The 15,658-nt window shown below is 72.6% G+C and carries 15 protein-coding genes and 1 pseudogene; 9 read left to right on the top strand and 7 right to left on the bottom strand.

Annotated elements, in window-relative coordinates; all coding sequences use genetic code 11:
• Positions 1-59: 59 nt before the first annotated feature.
• Both JKV81_RS32390 and JKV81_RS32395 read left to right on the top strand, forming a co-directional pair.
• The gene (locus tag JKV81_RS32390) at positions 60-614 is read left to right on the top strand and encodes a TetR/AcrR family transcriptional regulator (RefSeq protein ID WP_129266149.1); all 555 of its coding nucleotides are present in this window, start codon (positions 60-62) and stop codon (positions 612-614) included.
• 40 nt (positions 615-654) lie between these two features.
• Positions 655-2,822 (top strand): annotated as a pseudogene (locus JKV81_RS32395) (MMPL family transporter).
• A gap of 51 nt (positions 2,823-2,873) precedes the next feature.
• Here JKV81_RS32395 and msrB read toward each other — a convergent pair.
• The 4 genes from msrB to JKV81_RS32415 all read right to left on the bottom strand — a co-directional run bounded on the left by msrB (position 2,874) and on the right by JKV81_RS32415 (position 6,115).
• Complete coding sequence (gene msrB / locus JKV81_RS32400) at positions 2,874-3,281, bottom strand: peptide-methionine (R)-S-oxide reductase MsrB (RefSeq protein WP_099174912.1); 408 nt, start codon at positions 3,279-3,281, stop codon at positions 2,874-2,876.
• Positions 3,282-3,290: 9 nt separating this feature from the next.
• Positions 3,291-4,685, bottom strand: a complete 1,395-nt coding sequence (gene murC / locus JKV81_RS32405) for a UDP-N-acetylmuramate--L-alanine ligase (RefSeq protein ID WP_124275378.1) — start codon at positions 4,683-4,685, stop codon at positions 3,291-3,293.
• A gap of 46 nt (positions 4,686-4,731) precedes the next feature.
• Positions 4,732-5,184 carry an indole-3-glycerol phosphate synthase gene (locus JKV81_RS32410; RefSeq protein WP_187281859.1) on the bottom strand — a complete coding sequence of 151 codons (453 nt, stop codon included), beginning with the start codon at positions 5,182-5,184 and terminating at the stop codon, positions 4,732-4,734.
• A gap of 157 nt (positions 5,185-5,341) precedes the next feature.
• A complete protein-coding gene (locus tag JKV81_RS32415; protein WP_202079195.1) occupies positions 5,342-6,115 on the bottom strand; it encodes a pyrimidine reductase family protein in 774 nt (257 codons plus the stop codon).
• A gap of 219 nt (positions 6,116-6,334) precedes the next feature.
• Between JKV81_RS32415 and zapE the strand changes: the two genes are divergently transcribed.
• The 5 genes from zapE (at position 6,335) to JKV81_RS32440 (ending at position 11,327) form a co-directional block, all read left to right on the top strand.
• On the top strand, positions 6,335-7,465 hold the full coding sequence (gene zapE / locus JKV81_RS32420; protein WP_129266146.1) for a cell division protein ZapE: 1,131 nt from the start codon (positions 6,335-6,337) through the stop codon (positions 7,463-7,465).
• Positions 7,466-7,547: 82 nt separating this feature from the next.
• A complete protein-coding gene (locus JKV81_RS32425; RefSeq protein ID WP_099174907.1) occupies positions 7,548-7,973 on the top strand; it encodes an OsmC family protein in 426 nt (141 codons plus the stop codon).
• Positions 7,974-8,245: 272 nt separating this feature from the next.
• Entirely contained in the window at positions 8,246-8,683 is a 438-nt protein-coding gene (locus JKV81_RS32430; protein ID WP_236058334.1) for a peptidase inhibitor family I36 protein, read from the top strand.
• Positions 8,684-8,900: 217 nt separating this feature from the next.
• On the top strand, positions 8,901-10,277 hold the full coding sequence (locus tag JKV81_RS32435; RefSeq protein ID WP_124275375.1) for an alkaline phosphatase PhoX: 1,377 nt from the start codon (positions 8,901-8,903) through the stop codon (positions 10,275-10,277).
• Between the two features lie 117 nt (positions 10,278-10,394).
• On the top strand, positions 10,395-11,327 hold the full coding sequence (locus JKV81_RS32440) for a polysaccharide deacetylase family protein (RefSeq protein ID WP_129267168.1): 933 nt from the start codon (positions 10,395-10,397) through the stop codon (positions 11,325-11,327).
• Between the two features lie 18 nt (positions 11,328-11,345).
• Here the strand turns inward: JKV81_RS32440 and JKV81_RS32445 are convergent, their stop codons facing one another.
• From JKV81_RS32445 to JKV81_RS32455, 3 genes are read right to left on the bottom strand one after another with little or no spacing between them, the layout of a single operon-like run.
• A complete protein-coding gene (locus tag JKV81_RS32445; protein ID WP_099175372.1) occupies positions 11,346-11,525 on the bottom strand; it encodes a hypothetical protein in 180 nt (59 codons plus the stop codon).
• Between the two features lie 26 nt (positions 11,526-11,551).
• Positions 11,552-13,216, bottom strand: coding sequence for an ATP-binding cassette domain-containing protein (locus tag JKV81_RS36735; protein ID WP_307820648.1), 1,665 nt, complete (start codon positions 13,214-13,216; stop codon positions 11,552-11,554).
• Between the two features lie 11 nt (positions 13,217-13,227).
• Positions 13,228-13,905, bottom strand: a complete 678-nt coding sequence (locus JKV81_RS32455) for an AIM24 family protein (RefSeq protein WP_129266144.1) — start codon at positions 13,903-13,905, stop codon at positions 13,228-13,230.
• Positions 13,906-13,979: 74 nt separating this feature from the next.
• On the opposite strand from JKV81_RS32455, the gene JKV81_RS32460 reads away from it, so the two are divergent.
• Positions 13,980-14,744 carry a peptidyl-tRNA hydrolase gene (locus JKV81_RS32460; protein ID WP_202079199.1) on the top strand — a complete coding sequence of 255 codons (765 nt, stop codon included), beginning with the start codon at positions 13,980-13,982 and terminating at the stop codon, positions 14,742-14,744.
• A 158-nt stretch (positions 14,745-14,902) separates the two neighbouring features.
• Complete coding sequence (locus tag JKV81_RS32465) at positions 14,903-15,655, top strand: DUF4142 domain-containing protein (protein ID WP_202079243.1); 753 nt, start codon at positions 14,903-14,905, stop codon at positions 15,653-15,655.
• The last annotated feature ends 3 nt before the right edge of the window (positions 15,656-15,658 follow it).

A 15,658-nucleotide genomic window follows, 5' to 3' on the forward strand; every position in this document is an offset into this window, starting at 1 on the left:
CACCCGCATTGCCTGACCGATCGGTCAGCTCTGACCGATCGGTCAGCTACGGTGGCCCCATGCCACGTCCGCCTTCCGCGATGCGTCGTCAGATTCTCGACTCCGCACTGCGTCTCTTCGCCGAGCACGGCTTCAAGGGAACCTCGCTGCACGACATCGCGGTCGAGGCCCGGTGCTCCAAGGCGTCCCTGCTGTACCACTTCGCCGGCAAGGACGCGATCCTCACCGAGCTGCTGACCCCGCCGGCCGAGGCGCTCTCCGCCATGGGCGAGGAGCTGGCCGCGCTGACCGGCGGTCAGGCCGTCGAAGCCGCCGTCACGGGCTACGTCGGCCTCGCCATGCGCTTCCACCTCGAAGTGAAGATCATCTTCGCCGAGCTGCCCGACATGCTCGGCCATCCCGTGCTGGCCGTCATCCCCCGGGCCGTCGACCAGCTCGCGGCCGCACTGGCCGGCCGCAGGGACGAGCCCCGTGCGCGCGTGGCGGCGCAGATGGTGATCGGTGGCGTGGCTGTCACGGTCGCGGCCGATGTGGATGCCGAACCCGCCACGATGCGTGACGAGTTGGTCCGGGGAGCCCTGAGAACCCTCGGGCATCCGACCGGCCTGAGCTGACCGAAGCCGTCCCGACCGAAGAGAAAGACGCCTCCTTCGCATGGCCATACTGCTGTACCGGCTCGGCCGGCTGTCCTTCCGGCGCCGAGGGCGTGTCCTCGCCCTCTGGCTCCTGCTGCTCGCCCTGCTCGGTGGGGGTGCTGCGGCCTTCAGCGGGCCCACCACCAGCAAGTTCTCGATCCCCGGCACCGAGTCCCAGAAGGCCCTGGACTCGCTCGCCAGGGAGTTCCCGCAGGCGGGCGGCGCGACGGGGACCATCGTCGTCGTCGCACCCGAGGGCGGGAAGCTCACGCCCGCGGCCGTGGCTCCCGTGACCGAGGAGGCCGCGGATGTTCCCGGGGTGCTCGCGGCCGTCGATCCCTTCGTGTCCAAGGCCGTCTCGCAGGACGGCCGCCACGCCCTGATCCAGGTGCAGTTCGCGTCCGGTGCCGACGGCATCACCGACGCACAGCGGGAGGCGTTCGGCGAGGCGGGTGCGTCCGTCTCCGGCCTGCGGGTCGAGGCGGCGAGATCATGCGGGGCGTACCGGAGATCGGTTCGACCGAGATCATCGGTGTGGCCGTCGCCGCCCTCGTCCTGGTCCTCACCTTCGGCTCGCTGGTGGCCGCGGGCATGACCCTGCTGAACGCGCTGGTCGGCGTGGCGGCCGGCATGGCGGGGCTGTTCGCCCTCAGCAGCACCGTGGAGCTGACCAGCACCGCGCCCATCCTGGCGCTCATGCTGGGCCTGGCGGTCGGCATCGACTACGCCCTGTTCATCACCTCCCGCTACCGCCACTACCTCCTGGAGGGCATGGACGGGGAGGAAGCGGCGGGCCGGGCGGCCGGAACCGCCGGGTCGGCCGTCGTGTTCGCGGGTGCCACCGTCGTCATCGCGCTCGCGGGGCTCGCAGTCGCCGGGGTGCCCTTCCTGACGGTCATGGGCCTGGCCGCCGCGGCCACGGTCGCTCTCGCGGTGCTGGTGTCCCTCACCCTGCTGCCGGCCGTCCTCGGCTTCGCGGGCGCCCGCGTACTGCCCCGTAAGCAGCGGACCCGGGACCGGACACCCGCTTCCGCCCCCGCCGAGGCGGAGGCCGGCTTCGGCTTCCGCTGGGGCCGGATCGTGGCACGGCTGCGGGTGCCCGTCCTCGTCCTCGGGGTGGTCGGGCTCGGCGCCCTCGCCCTGCCCGTGCAGGACATGCGCCTGGCGCTGCCCGACGCGAGCACCGAGGCGGTCGGTTCGCCGAACCGTGAGGCGTACGACCTGACGACCGAAGGGTTCGGCGAGGGCTTCAACGGCCGGCTGGTCGCCGTGGTGTCGGGCGACACCGCTCGGGCGACCGGGGCGGCCGCCAAGGAGACCGCCGCGCTGATCACCGACACCGACGGGGTGCTGGCCGTCGCCGCCCCGCAGATGAACGAGAAGGGCACCACCGCCCTGCTGGCCGTGATCCCCGAGACCGGCCCGACCGCCGCCGCGACCGAGGACACCGTCAACGAGATCCGTGACCGGGTGGCGGACGTCGGGGGCGCCACCGTCTCGCTGACCGGCGCCACCGCGGTCGGCATCGACGTCTCCGAGAAACTCGCCGCCGCGCTGCCGGTCTATCTCCTGCTCGTGGTCGGGCTGTCCGTCCTGCTGCTGATGCTCGTCTTCCGGTCGGTCCTGGTGCCCCTCAAGGCGGCGCTGGGCTTCCTGCTGACCATCGGCGCCACCTTCGGGATCACCGTCACGATCTTCCAGAAAGGGCATCTGGCGGAGCTGGTCGGCCTCGACACGCCCGGGCCGCTGGTCAGCTTCCTGCCCATCCTCCTGATCGGCATCCTCTTCGGGCTGGCCATGGACTACGAGGTCTTCCTGGTCTCGCGCATGCGGGAGGACTTCGTCCACGGCGCCGACGCCCGCGAGTCGGTCATCAGCGGTGTCGGCCACAACGGACGCGTGGTGACGGCCGCGGCGGTGATCATGACGGCCGTCTTCGGCGGATTCGTGTTCATGCCCGACCCGATCATCAAGTCCATCGGGTTCGCCCTGGCGATCGGGGTGCTCGTCGACGCCTTCGTGGTGCGCATGACCCTCGTACCGGCGGTCATGCACCTGCTGGGACGCGCGGCGTGGTGGCTGCCCCGCCCCGTCGACCGGATTCTGCCGGACCTCGACATCGAGGGCGAGCGGCTTCAGCGGGAGATCCCGGTGCAGCGGGAGGCGGTCGAGCTCGTGAAGACGTGAACGCACCGGTGCCCCCGGCCCGAGGGCCGGGGGCACCGCAGGTGCGACGGCTCAGCTCTCGTCCGGCGCCAGCGTCAGCGAGATCGAGTTGATGCAGTACCGCTGGTCCGTGGGCGTCTGGTAACCCTCGCCCTCGAAGACGTGCCCCAGGTGGGACCCGCAGCGGGCGCAGCGCACCTCGGTGCGGGTCATGCCCATGGTGTTGTCCTGGAGCAGCTCGACGGCGTCGCTGTCCTTCGGGTCGTAGAAGGACGGCCAGCCGCAGTGCGACTCGAACTTGGTGTCGGAGCGGAACAGCTCCGCACCGCAGGCACGGCAGGAGTAGACGCCCGCCGTCTTGGTGTCGGTGTACTCACCCACGAACGCGGGCTCGGTGCCGGCCTTGCGCAGCACCGCGTACTCGGCGGGGGTCAGCTCCGCCCGCCATTGCTCGTCCGGCTTCTCGACGTCGTACGACACGGTGGCTCCTCAGCTCGACAGGTGGTCCAGGATCTGCGGGCCGAGGTCGGTGACATCGCCCGCTCCCATGGTGAGAACCAGATCGCCCGGCTTCGCCATTCCCGCGACGGCGGCGGGGACGGCCGCCTTGTCGTGGACGGCCGTGACGTCGGCGCCCGCGGCCTTCGCCGCGTCGATGATCAGTGCGCTCGTGACACCCGGGACCGGGTCCTCGCGGGCCGGGTAGATGTCCAGGACCAGCGAGGCGTCGGCGAGGGCGAGGGCCTGGCCCATCTCCGTGCCGAGCTCCTGGGTGCGGGAGAAGAGGTGGGGCTGGAAGACCACCAGGAGACGGGCGTCGGTCGCCGCGCCCCGCATGGCTTCCAGGTCGGCGGTCATCTCGGTGGGGTGGTGGGCGTACGAGTCGATGACCTGCACGCCGGCCGCCTCGCCCTTGAGCTGGAGGCGGCGCTTGACCCCGGTGTACTTGCCGATCGCGGAGGCCAGGTTGTGCGCGGGGATGCCGAGGGCGACGCCGGCGGCGAGCGCGGCGACCGCATTGTGCGCGTAGTGGCGGCCGGGCACGGAGACCGTGAAGGTGAGGTACTTGCCGTTGAGGACGACCGTGACCTCGCTGGTCAGACCGCGCGGGGTGACCTTGTGCACGCGTACGTCCGCGCCCTCGGACTCGCCGTAGGTGACGACGGTGAGGGAGGAGAGCGCGCGGACCCGCCGGGTCAGCTCGACGGCGCCGGGCTGGTCGGCGGCGATGACCAGGGTGCCGCCCGGGACGACCTTGCCGACGAAGGTCTCGAAGGACTCGTAGATCTCGTCCATCGACGCGTAGTTCGCGTGGTGGTCCAGCTCGACGTTGAGGACGATCGCGACCTCGGGGGCGTACTTCTGGAAGCTCCGGTCGCTCTCGTCGGCCTCGGCGACGAAGATGTCGCCGCTGCCGTGCGTGGCGTTGGTGCCGGGGCCTTCCAGGTCGCCGCCGATGGCGTACGAGGGGTCGAGGGACAGCTCGGAGAGGGCGACGGCGAGCATCGACGTGGTGGTCGTCTTGCCGTGGGTGCCGGCGACCGCGATGGCGCGCAGACCGTCCATCAGCGAGGCGAGCGCGTCGGAGCGGTGGACGACGGGGATGTCCAGCTCGGCGGCGCGGACCAGCTCGGGGTTGTCGGCGCGGATGGCGCTGGAGACGACCACCGAGGTCGCGTCGTCGGCCAGGTGTCCGGCGGCGTGCCCGATGTGGACGGTCGCACCCAGCGCGCGCAGGGCCTCGGCGGTGGCGGACTCCTTGGCGTCGCTGCCCGCCACCTTCGCGCCGCGCTGGGCGAGGATCTTCGCGATGCCCGACATTCCGGCGCCGCCGATGCCGATGAAGTGCGGCCGTTCCAGGGCGGCAGGAATACCGGGTGCCATACGTGTCTCTCCCGAGCTGTGAGGTGGGTCTGGGTCCGCCCCCAGCCTATTCGCTGTGCGCGAAGAGCTTGAGCACCGGTACGCCGACCTTGTGCCGGGCCCGGGAGGCCCAGTCGCGGTGGAAGAACTCCTCGACGTAGTGCGGTGCCGTCAGCACGATGACCTCGTCGGCGCCGGAGTCGTCGACCACGGTCTTCAGCTTGTCCAGGGGGTGGTCCTCGACCACCTGTCCGACGGCCTCCGAGCCGGCCTCGCGCAGCTCCCGGAGCGAGTACTCCAGCGCCATCTCGGCGGGCTCCCTGGCCTCCTTGCCCTCCGGCTGGTCCCCTTCGCGCACGGCTTCCCTGAGCTCGCCGATCGCCACGTCGTCGATCGCGCGCAGCAGCACGTCGGCCTGGTCACTGCGGGGCTGCATCAGCACGACGAACGAGATCTGCTCCTCACCGTGGAGGGTCGTGACGAATTCCACGTCCTCGGGGGTGAGGGGCTTCTCGATCATCAAAACGCTTGTGAACACGACAGGCGCCCTTCCGCTTCATCTCGTCGGCCGCACGGACGGCCGCTGTTGCTGAAACCATCCTTCCCCGCAATTGCAGGGGTAGCAGGACTAAGTGTGCCCACCCGGAGCTAACCGGAACGGGTAATTCCGCTAAGTGTCAGATCTTCCCGTACCGAGTGAAGAGGAATCCTGCCTCCTCCAGGAGCGAGAGGAGGGAGAAACGTTCCGGCACGGAGAGGGCGGGGCCGCCCGCGATGCGCTGCGCGTCCCCGGCGGTGAGCAGCGGGGAGACGGTCAGGCAGAGCTCTTCGAGCACCCCGGCCGCCATGAACTGGCCGAGCAGCCGCGGCCCGCCCTCGGTGAGGAGCCGGCCGAGGCCCCGCCCGGCCAGCTCCTCGACGGCACGCGCGGGATCGACGGAGGCCCCGTCCCCGGCGAACAGCACCTCGGCCCCCGCCTCCCGGGCCGCGTGGACCCGGTCCGAGGGGGCCGTCGCGCCGGTGATCACGAAGGTCGGGACCAGCGGCGAGGTGAAGAGCGGGAGCGAGAAGTCGAGGTCCAGGCTCGCGCTGACGACCGCGATGGCGGGGGTGGGCGCCTGTCCCGCGGCCTCGCGCCGGGCGGCGAAGGCCTCGCGGGCCTTCGCGGGCCGGTAGCCCTCCAGGCGCACCGTCTCGGCGCCGACGACGACCGCGTCGGCCAGGCCGCGCAGAGTGCCGAAGATCCGCATGTCGGTGGGGCACGAGATGCCCTGGGAACGGCCGTCGTGCTGGGCGGCACCGTCCAGGGTGGAGACCATGTTGGCCCGGAGCCAGGGACGCCGTCCCTCGGGATACGCGTAGGCGTCGGCCAGCTCGTCGAGCGTCCACTCACGGTCGGCGGCGGAAGCGGCTGGGGTGGTCAGGTCCGTCACGGGGAGCAGGCGTCGCATGCCCAGCAGTCTGGCACGGCGCCCGGGGCCTCACCGGCGGCGGAGCCATGAGCGAGCCGGTGAGGTGCCCGCGACGGAGCCCGCCCGGGAGCCCGGCGAGGGAGCCAGCCCGGAAGCCCGGCGAGGGAGCCAGCCCGGGAGCCCGGACAGGGCACCTGCCCAGGAGCCCGGGAGGGAGCCCGCTCCCCCGTCGCGGGCGAGGCCTTAAGGTGGAGAGTTGTGTCGTCCTCCACAGCCGTGCCGGGGCAGAGCCCCATAGCCGAAACGGCCCCGCAGTCCCTGTGCGCCCTCGAACCGCGCGTCCCCGCCGACCGTCTGGTCGGTGAGATGGTGCCGCCGCCGCGCTTCGACTCGGTGCGCTTCGATACGTACGTACCCGACCCGAACCAGCCGAGCCAGACCGAGGCGGTCGAGGTCCTCAGCTCGTTCGCCGCGGGGCTCGGCGGGGCGCATGCGACGGGGTCGGGCAAGGCCGGAAGCGCCTCCGCGGGGTGGCGGCGGGCGACGGGCGGGTGGTTCGGCAAGAAGCAGGCGGCGGCCCCCGCCGGGCCGCGCGGTGTCTATCTCGACGGCGGGTACGGCGTCGGCAAGACGCACCTGCTGGCCTCGCTCTGGCACGCGACCCCCGCCGCACCCTCGCTCAAGGCCTTCGGCACCTTCGTGGAGCTGACGAACCTGGTCGGCGCGCTGGGCTTCCAGCAGACCGTGCAGACCCTGAGCGGGCACCGGCTGCTCTGCATCGACGAATTCGAGCTGGACGACCCGGGCGACACCGTCCTGGTGTCCTCGCTGCTCAGCAGGCTCGTCGACGCGGGCGTCGCGCTGGCCGCCACCTCGAACACCCTGCCCGGCAAGCTCGGCGAGGGCCGTTTCGCGGCGGCCGACTTCCTCCGCGAGATCCAGGGGCTGTCCGCGCACTTCCGGCCGCTGCGGATCGACGGCGAGGACTACCGCCACCGGGGGCTGCCCGAGGCCCCGCCGCCGTACTCCGACGACCAGGTCACCAGGGCCGCGTACGCCACCGCCGGCGCCTCGCTCGACGACTTCCCGGCCCTGCTCGACCATCTCGCCCGGGTGCACCCGAGCAGGTACGGCGCGCTGACGGACGGGATCGCGGCGGTCTGTCTCACCGATGTGCAGCCGGTGCCCGACCAGTCGACGGCGCTGCGCCTGGTGGTGCTCGCCGACCGGCTGTACGACCGTGAGGTCCCGGTGCTCGCCTCCGGTCTCCCCTTCGACCGGCTGTTCAGCGACGAGATGCTGAACGGCGGGTACCGGAAGAAGTACTTCCGGGCGATCTCGCGGCTGACCGCGCTGGCGCGTGACGCAAAGGGACTGGTGGCGCAGTAGGTTCGGGGGCGTGACACCGGCCGGGCACGACGGAGCGCCCGGCCACCCCGTAGAACCGCGCACACCGTTTGAAGGGATCAGCATGGCTACCACGCGTCAGGCGCACACGGTCTGGGAAGGCAACCTGCTCGAGGGCAACGGCGTTGTCACCCTCGACTCCTCGGGGATCGGGGCCTACCCGGTCTCCTGGCCGTCCCGCGCGGAGAAGGCGAACGGCAAGACCAGCCCGGAGGAGCTCATCGCGGCCGCGCACTCCAGCTGCTTCTCGATGGCCCTGTCCAACGGGCTGGCCACCGCGGGCACCCCGCCCACCCGGCTGAACACCCAGGCCGAGGTCACCTTCCAGCCCGGCACCGGCATCACCGGTATCCACCTCACGGTGGAGGGCTCGGTCCCGGGTCTCGACGAGGCGGGCTTCGTGAAGGCCGCCGAGGACGCCAAGGCGAACTGCCCGGTCAGCCAGGCGCTCTCGGGCACCACCATCACGCTCACCGCGTCGCTGGCCTGAGCACCCGCACCACCGTCCCCCGGGAGGCCGCGCCTCCCGGGGGACACGTGTGTCCGCGTCCGCCCGGCCGCCGCCGCGCTGCCCGGGATCCGGCGGGCCCCCCTGCACTCCGGCTGGCAGCATCCTGCACTCGGGTGGCAGCAATTGCCTTCTGCGGCACCTCAGTTGGGCCCCCTTCGGCAGGAATACTCACTGACGCAAGGGCGCGGCCCCGGGGCCCTGACTTCCGCGCTCACCGGAACGCACAGGTCTCGTGAAGGAGCAGCACTGCCATGAACCGACTCCAGAAGATCAAGGCCGCACTCGGAATGGCCGCCGCCTGCGCGGCGGTCGTCGCCCTCCCCGGCCAGGCCGGCGCGGCCTCGGCCGTGGCCCAGCCCACCGCGGCGCAGTCGGCCGCCGCGGCCGCCTCCTGCGCCTCCGGACACGTCTGTTTCTGGTCCGGGGCCAACTACACCGGCTCGAAGTGCACCTGGCTCGACGCCGACCCCGACTGGTACGCGGGAAGCCTCCAGTGCTCCTGGGCCAAGAACGGCACCCTGGCCAGGTCCGTGTGGAACGCCGGCACCAGCAGCAAGTCCGGCGTCGCCTACTACTCGGGCGCCAGCTACTCCAACCGCGTCGGCTGCACCCCGCAGGGCAAGGGCGGCAACTTCACGCAGGGCCGCGCGCTGCGCTCGCACCAGTGGATCACCGGCGCCTGCGGGTGACGGGGTCCGGCCGCCGCACGGCCGGTGACCACTGAGGACGGCAACCGAGGGCCTCTCCCCCGCCGACGGGCGGGAGAGAGGCCCTCGACGGGTGCGTCCGGGGCGGTCCGCCGGCCCCCGCGTTATACATGGGCATGACAGGGTTCAGGAGGGTGTCCCACGGGGCAGGCCTGACCGAGCACGTCACTTCACCTGTCCGCCAACAGGGAGTTGCCTCATGTCATCCGCACCGCGTCACCTCGCCACACGACGACAGGTCCTGGCCGGCAGCGCCGCGACCGCCGCCTCGGTCGCCTTCACCGGGGCCTTCACCGAACTCTTCTCCGGCACCGCCGAAGCCAGGGGCCACGGGGGCTACGGCCCCCTCCTGCCGGACCCCGACGGCCTGCTCGACCTGCCGAAAGGTTTCCGCTATCGGGTGCTCTCCCGGGAGGGCGACCAGCTCCGCTCCGGCGAGGGCCGGGTCCCCAGCAACCACGACGGCATGGCGGCCTTCGCCGGCCGTCACGGGCGGGTCCACCTCGTGCGCAACCACGAGAACCGCGAGAGCGCGAAGATCGCGGTTCCCACGATCGAGGGCCTCACCTACGACCCGATGGGCAAGGGCGGCTGTACGGCTCTCGAACTCGACGGCCGTGGCACCGTGCACGGCGAGCGGGTCGCCATCGCGGGCACGGCCGTCAACTGCGCGGGCGGCCCCACCCCTTGGAACACCTGGCTGACCTGCGAGGAGACCGAGGACCGGGCCGGCACCAACGGCTACACGAAGGACCACGGCTTCATCTTCGAGGTGGACGGTGCCGATCCGCGCCGCACCGGGGCCGTCCCGCTGACCGCGATGGGCCGCTTCCAGCACGAGGCCATCGCGGTCGACCCGCGGAACGGCATCGTCTACGAGACGGAGGACGCCTTCGAGAAGCCGTTCGGGCTCTTCTACCGCTTCCTCCCCGAGAAGCCGCTCGGCGGTACGGGCTCCCTGCGGGCCGGCGGCGCGCTGGAGGCCATGCGGGTGCCGGGCGTGCCCGACCTGTCCGTGATCCAGGAGACGGGGGCGAGCTTCGACCGGATCGAGTGGGTCCCCGTACCGGATCCGCAGGCCGCCGAGACGCCGATCCGGTTGCAGGACTTCGGACCGAAGGGCATCACGCACGCCCAGAAGCTGGAGGGCTGTTACTGGGGCGGTTCGTCGGTGTACTTCGTCTCGAGCTTCGCGCACAGCTCGGAGGGCTCGGCCGCCGACCACTTCGGCCAGGTCTGGCGGTACGAGCCGAAGCGGCGCCGGCTCACCCTGGTGATCGTCTTCGGCCCGGACACCGACGTCCAGCTGCCGGGCGAGTCCCCGGACAACATCTGTCTCGCCGCGGGCGGCGGGCTGATGGTCTGCGAGGACGGCGGCGGCGCGCAGCACGTGCTCGGGGTGACACGGCGCGGCGAGGTCTACGCGATGGCACGCGGCCGGCAGAACATCGGGACCGCCGAGGACCCGGAGTGGGGCGAGTTCGCGGGTGTCACGTTCTCGCCGGACGGCGGGACGATGTTCGTGAACTGCTACACGCCGGGGACGACCTTCGCGGTGACGGGCCCCTGGCACTGACCGAGGCACCAGCAGACGGGTGATCCGGCCGCCCGCCGGACGGGCGGCCGGAGCGCCGTGCACAGGATCCGGTGCACCACCGGCTAACGTCCCCCAGTGATCAAATCCGTTCGTACGATGATCGTGCTGACTGTTCTGGGTGGAGTGCTGGCCGGCTGCGGTTCCCCGGAGGACACCCGCTCCAGGACCGCCGCGCTTCCGACGGCCTCTCCGGACGCGGCGGCACCGGCGGCGTCCGGGCCCGCGACGGGTTCCGCCTCCCCGTCGCGGGCACCCGAGAGCGGGCCGCCCGTGCTGGCTCCGGGCCCCGGCGGTCTCACCCCGGTCTTCGAGCGACGGGCGGACGGCACCTCGGGGCCGGGCGCCGGGACGCGAGGCGGAAGCGCGGCCTCGGGAACGCCGGGAGCATCCGGGGGCGAGAAGGTCGTGGCGCTCACCTTCGACGCGGACATGACGGCGGATCAGGGGCCCCGTGCCGCGGACGGCGAGCACTTCGACAACCCGGCGCTGATCGCCTCGCTCCGCCGGCTGAAGGTCCCCTCGACGGTCTTCATGACCGGCCGATGGGCCCAGGAGTACCCGGTCCAGGCCCGCTCGATCGGCACCGACCCCCTGTTCGAGATCGCCAACCACTCGTTCAGCCACTACGCCTTCTCGTCCCCCTGCTACGGGCTGCCGACCGTCGGGAAGCCGGACATGCGGCGCGATGTGGAGCGGGCCTTCACCGCGATCCGGAGGACGGGGGCGCGCAATGTCGTGCCGTACTTCCGTTTCCCCGGCGGCTGCTACGACGATGTCGCGCTGAAGGCCCTGGCCCCGACCGGGGTGACCGCGGTCCAGTGGGACGTGGTCAGCGGTGACGCCTTCGCCACGGACGCGGACGCCGTGGCCGAGCAGGTGCTGGACGGGGTGAAGCCGGGGTCGCTGGTGGTCATGCACTGCACCCGCAGCGCGGCGCCCGTCACCGAGGACGCCGTACGCCGGATCGTCCCGGAGCTGCGTGAGCGCGGCTACCGCTTCGTCAAGGTCTCCGAGCTGATGCGCGGCTGAGTCCGGCGCGCCCGCGCGTCAGCCCGAACAGGCGGTACGCCCCGCCTCCTGCCAGGCGCAGACCGGGCAGAGGGTGGCGCCCTTCGTCGACTCCGGGTACTCGGTGGGCTTCCGGCAGAGCACGCACTCGGCGTACGGCGGGCCCGCGTCCACGGGCGCGGGGTCCGGCGCGGGCGTCCCGCAGTACGCATCATCCATGCGTTCGTCCATGCGTACGAGCGTACTCACTCGCGCAGGGCCGCGAGGCGGGCCGTGAGGGCTGCCACCGCGACGGCGACGACGGCGGCCCCCGCGGCCGGCAGGAGCGGCAGCCGCACGGTGCCGGTGAGCGAGCCGGTGACCAGGTCCGTCACCGCGGCCTTCGCGGGCGACCCGTCGGTCACCAGGGCGAGCAGCGCGGCCGATACGGTCGCGGCGAGCGACCAGCCGTGGCGGCGCAGGACCGGCCGGGCACAGAGCGCCCCGACCACGCCGCCCAGGAGGGCGGAGCACGCCGCCGCGAGGAGTCCGGCGAGCGCGGCGGGCAGGAGCGGGACGGCCACGGTGTGATCGGTGCTGACCGGTGCGCTCATCAGCAGAACGGCCCCCGTCCCCGCGCCGCCCAGGGCGAGCGCGTACCCGAGGCCGGTGAGCAGCGAGGCGCAGTGGGCGCGCGACGGGCCGACGGCCGCGGCGGTGACCGCCCGGGCGGCGGGCGGCTCCTGGGTGACGCAGAGCCGTACGAGCCAGGCGGCCACGGGGAGCAGCGCGGCGGCGGCGTAACCGAGCGAGTCCAGCAGGGGCTGCCCCGCCCGTACGCCGATGCCGAGGAAGGCGGCGTACAGGAGGAGGGGCGCGAGCCAGCGCTGGGAGCGTGCCAGCAGCGCCGCCTGGTAGCGCGCCGCGGCGGCCGTGCGGCGGCCCGGCGGCCGGACCGCGAGAGCCGGGCGGGCCGGGCGGACCGGGAGGGAGACCGTCTCCGGTGCGGCGTCCGTGGTGCCCGTGGGTCCGGCGCCGGGAGCAGCGGGCCGGGGCGTCATGTCCACGGCTGCCACGGCCGAGGCGGCGGCGGGGGCGGAGGCCGGGACCGGGGCGGGGAGCTGCGAGAGCCCGGTGATGTGCCACGGCGGGCGAGCCGTGAGCAGGGCGTGGAGCAGGGGGTCCGAGTACGCCGCGGAGGTCGTGAGCCGGATCGCGGCCGGATTCCCGGCGTCCCGTTCCACCGCCGGGGCCCCCGGCAGTTCCGGCGGGAGGGCGGCGGACGGCCGGCCCGTCGCCTCGATCCGCACGCGCGGCCCGTCGTCACCGGGCGAGGCCGGCACCGGGGTGAGGGTGCGGTCCTCCAGCCGGTACGCGAGGCCCACCGTGCCGGCGAGCCGTCCCGGGTCGTGGTCGACGAACACCACCGTGGCGCCGTCGGCGGCCCGCTCCGCGACGGCCCGGTCCAGTGCTCCGCGGGCCTCGGTGTCCAGCCCGGTCCAGGCCTCGTCCAGGACGAGGAGGTCCGGCCCGGCGAGGAGCGCCTGGGCGAGGGCGACCTTCTGGCTGGTGCCCTTGGAGAGCTCGGCGAGGGGTGTACGGGCGTATCCGGCGGCCCCGAAGCGCGCCAGCCACTCCTGGCCGCGTGCGGCGGCCTCGGCTGCCGGGAGCCCGTGGACGCGCCCCAGGTGGGTGAGGTAGCCGGCCGCGGTGAACGGCAGCGCGGCGGGGAAGCGTTCGGGGACGTACGCCGTGCGCGGCCGGCCCGTGATGCGCCCCTCGGTCGGCGCGTCGATGCCGGCGAGCAGCCGCAGGAGTGTCGACTTGCCGACTCCGTTGGCTCCCTCGATCCGGACCAGGGTGTGCGCGGGCAGGTCCAGGTCGAGCCCGCGCAGCACCCAGGGGCCGCGCAGGCCGTACCGGCGGCCCACTCCTCTCAGCATCAATGGGCCGACGGCTTCTCCGGCTTGAGCTCACTCGGCCGTACGATCACGAACCCCTCGCCCTCCAGCTTCAGCTGGACCGCCTCGCCCGATCCGCCGCGCACCATCGAGCCGAAGCTCTGCGAGCGGTGCAGCGAGGTGGAGAGCTGGGCGCTCCAGCCGACGACCGCGTCCGTGTCGACGTACACGGGCTGCTGCGGGGTCACGGGGATCACGATGGGGTGGCCGTCGCAGATCAGGCCGAGCTTCCCGTATCCGCTGAAGACGCTGTTGAAAAGGCCGCCACCGGTCATCCCGGCGCCCTTCACGGTCTTGATCTCGTAGGAGAGGGTCGCGTCGAAACAGAGGACGTTGCGGCCGTTGATGGTCAGGACGTCGCCCTGCTCCATCTCGACGATGAAGCAGTTCGCCGCCTCGTGGGCGAACCACGCCTCGCCCCGGCCGGTGACCGCCATGAGGGCCAGCCCCTCGCCGGTCACGGCGCGCTTGAGCATGCCGCCTATGCCCTGGCCCTTGCGCTCGAACCGGAGATCGCCGCGGAAGGCGATCATCGATCCCTGGCGTGCGTGCATCTCACCGTTGACGGCGTACTTGATGGATTTGGCGTTCTGCAGGGTCATGCCGGGGGCGGTGGCCTGCTGGGCCATGTGCTCGCTGGAAAAGAGATCGCTCTTCATGGCGTGCATCCTCGCCCGGAGCCCTTCGTTCCGCCAAGAACGGGTGGTCGCGGCGGCCTGGCAGACTGGTGGGTGTGAGCACCGAGAGCATTCCCGAGCCCCTTCCCGTCTCCCCGGAGGCCCCGGCCGGCAGTCCCTTCCGTACGGAACCGACGGCCCGCGACGAGGCCCCGCAGTTCGTGCTGCCGCTGGTGGTGCACCTGGAGAAGACCGACCCGCCGGCGCGCAACGACGCCCTGGTGACCGCGGCCCGCGCGGTGCTCACGATCCTCTCGGACCCGCGCTCGCTCGGTGAGGACGAGGGCGGGGCGGAGGGCGAGTGGGCGCAGGTCATGCGCGACTGGCAGGACGCCCGGATCCGCAAGGTGGTGCGGCGGGCGCGCGGTGCGGAGTGGCGCAAGGCTTCCGCGCTGCCGGGGATCACGGTCACGGGTGAGCACGCGGAGGTGCGGGTCTTCCCGCCGGTGCCCCTGGACGGCTGGCCGAAGGAGCTGGCCAAGCTCCAGGTGTCGGGGACCGACCTGGACGACCCGGAGGCCCCGCCCGCGCCGGATCCGTCCGGCCCGGTGCTGTGGATGAATCCGGACGTCGCCATGTCGGCGGGCAAGGCGATGGCGCAGGCCGGGCACGGCGCGCAGCTCGCCTGGTGGGAGCTGTCGGAGACGGAGCGCAAGGCGTGGCGGGAGGCGGGGTTCCCGCTCTCCGTCGCCACCCCGGACGCCGCCCGCTGGCGCGAACTGACCGCGAGCGGACTGCCGGTGGTGCGGGACGCCGGCTTCACCGAGGTCGCCCCGGGGTCCTGCACGGTCGTCGCCGACCACCCGGCCCTGCGCCGCTGAACGGTCGCGGGGCCGGAAGTCCGGCCGGCTGAACATTCCTGCGCCGATATACGTACCTCCCGGTACTGCCGCACCGGCATTACCGCCAAGTAGGTTGAGCGACGAGTCAGTTGGCGGTTGATTCGACGTTGTCACGCACCTGCCCGGGAGACATCTTGCTGCGACGCATCAACGGAACGGCCCTCATCATCGCCGCGCTGGTCGCCACACTCGGCGCGCTCGCCTTCCCCGTGTGGTCGTACGCCGACCGCTCCGGGACCGGCGAGGCCAATCTGAACGCGTCCAGCGTGGCCACCCAGTGGGGCCCGCTCTCCGCGACCGACCGGGACTTCCTGGTCAAGGTGCGTCTGGCGGGGCTGTGGGAACTGCCCGCCGGGCAGCAGGCCATCGAGCGGGCGCCCAGCGAGGGGGTGAAGCTCGCGGGCGATCATCTGGTGGTCGGTCACACGGATCTGGACCGGCGGGCCCGCGACGTGGCGGCCAAGCTCGGCGTGGAGCTCCCGAACCAGCCGAACGAGCAGCAGCAGGGCTGGCTCAGGGAGCTCACCGCGGCCAGTGGCCAGGAGTACGAGCAGAAGTTCGCCAACCTCCTGCGCGCCGCGCACGGCAAGGTGTTCGCGCTGATCGCGCAGGTCCGGCACACCACCCGTAACTCGCTGATCCGGCAGCTGGCCTCCGACGCCAACCAGACGGTGCTGGACCACATCACGATGCTGGAGCGCACGGGCTTCGTCGACTTCGACGGCCTGGCACGGGAGGCGGCCGGAGCCTCGACGGCCAGCCCCTCGGGTCCGCCCATGCCGTCGGGGGGCGATGTCCCGCAGGTCCCGGTGCCGGTGACCCCGAGCGGCGACCAGTCGTTCACGTCGCGCCCGGTGCCACCGACGATGGATCCGCTGCCTCAGCCGTAGGGC

This window comes from Streptomyces silvae, assembly GCF_016745505.1.
GTDB classification, from domain to species: domain Bacteria; phylum Actinomycetota; class Actinomycetes; order Streptomycetales; family Streptomycetaceae; genus Streptomyces; species Streptomyces silvae.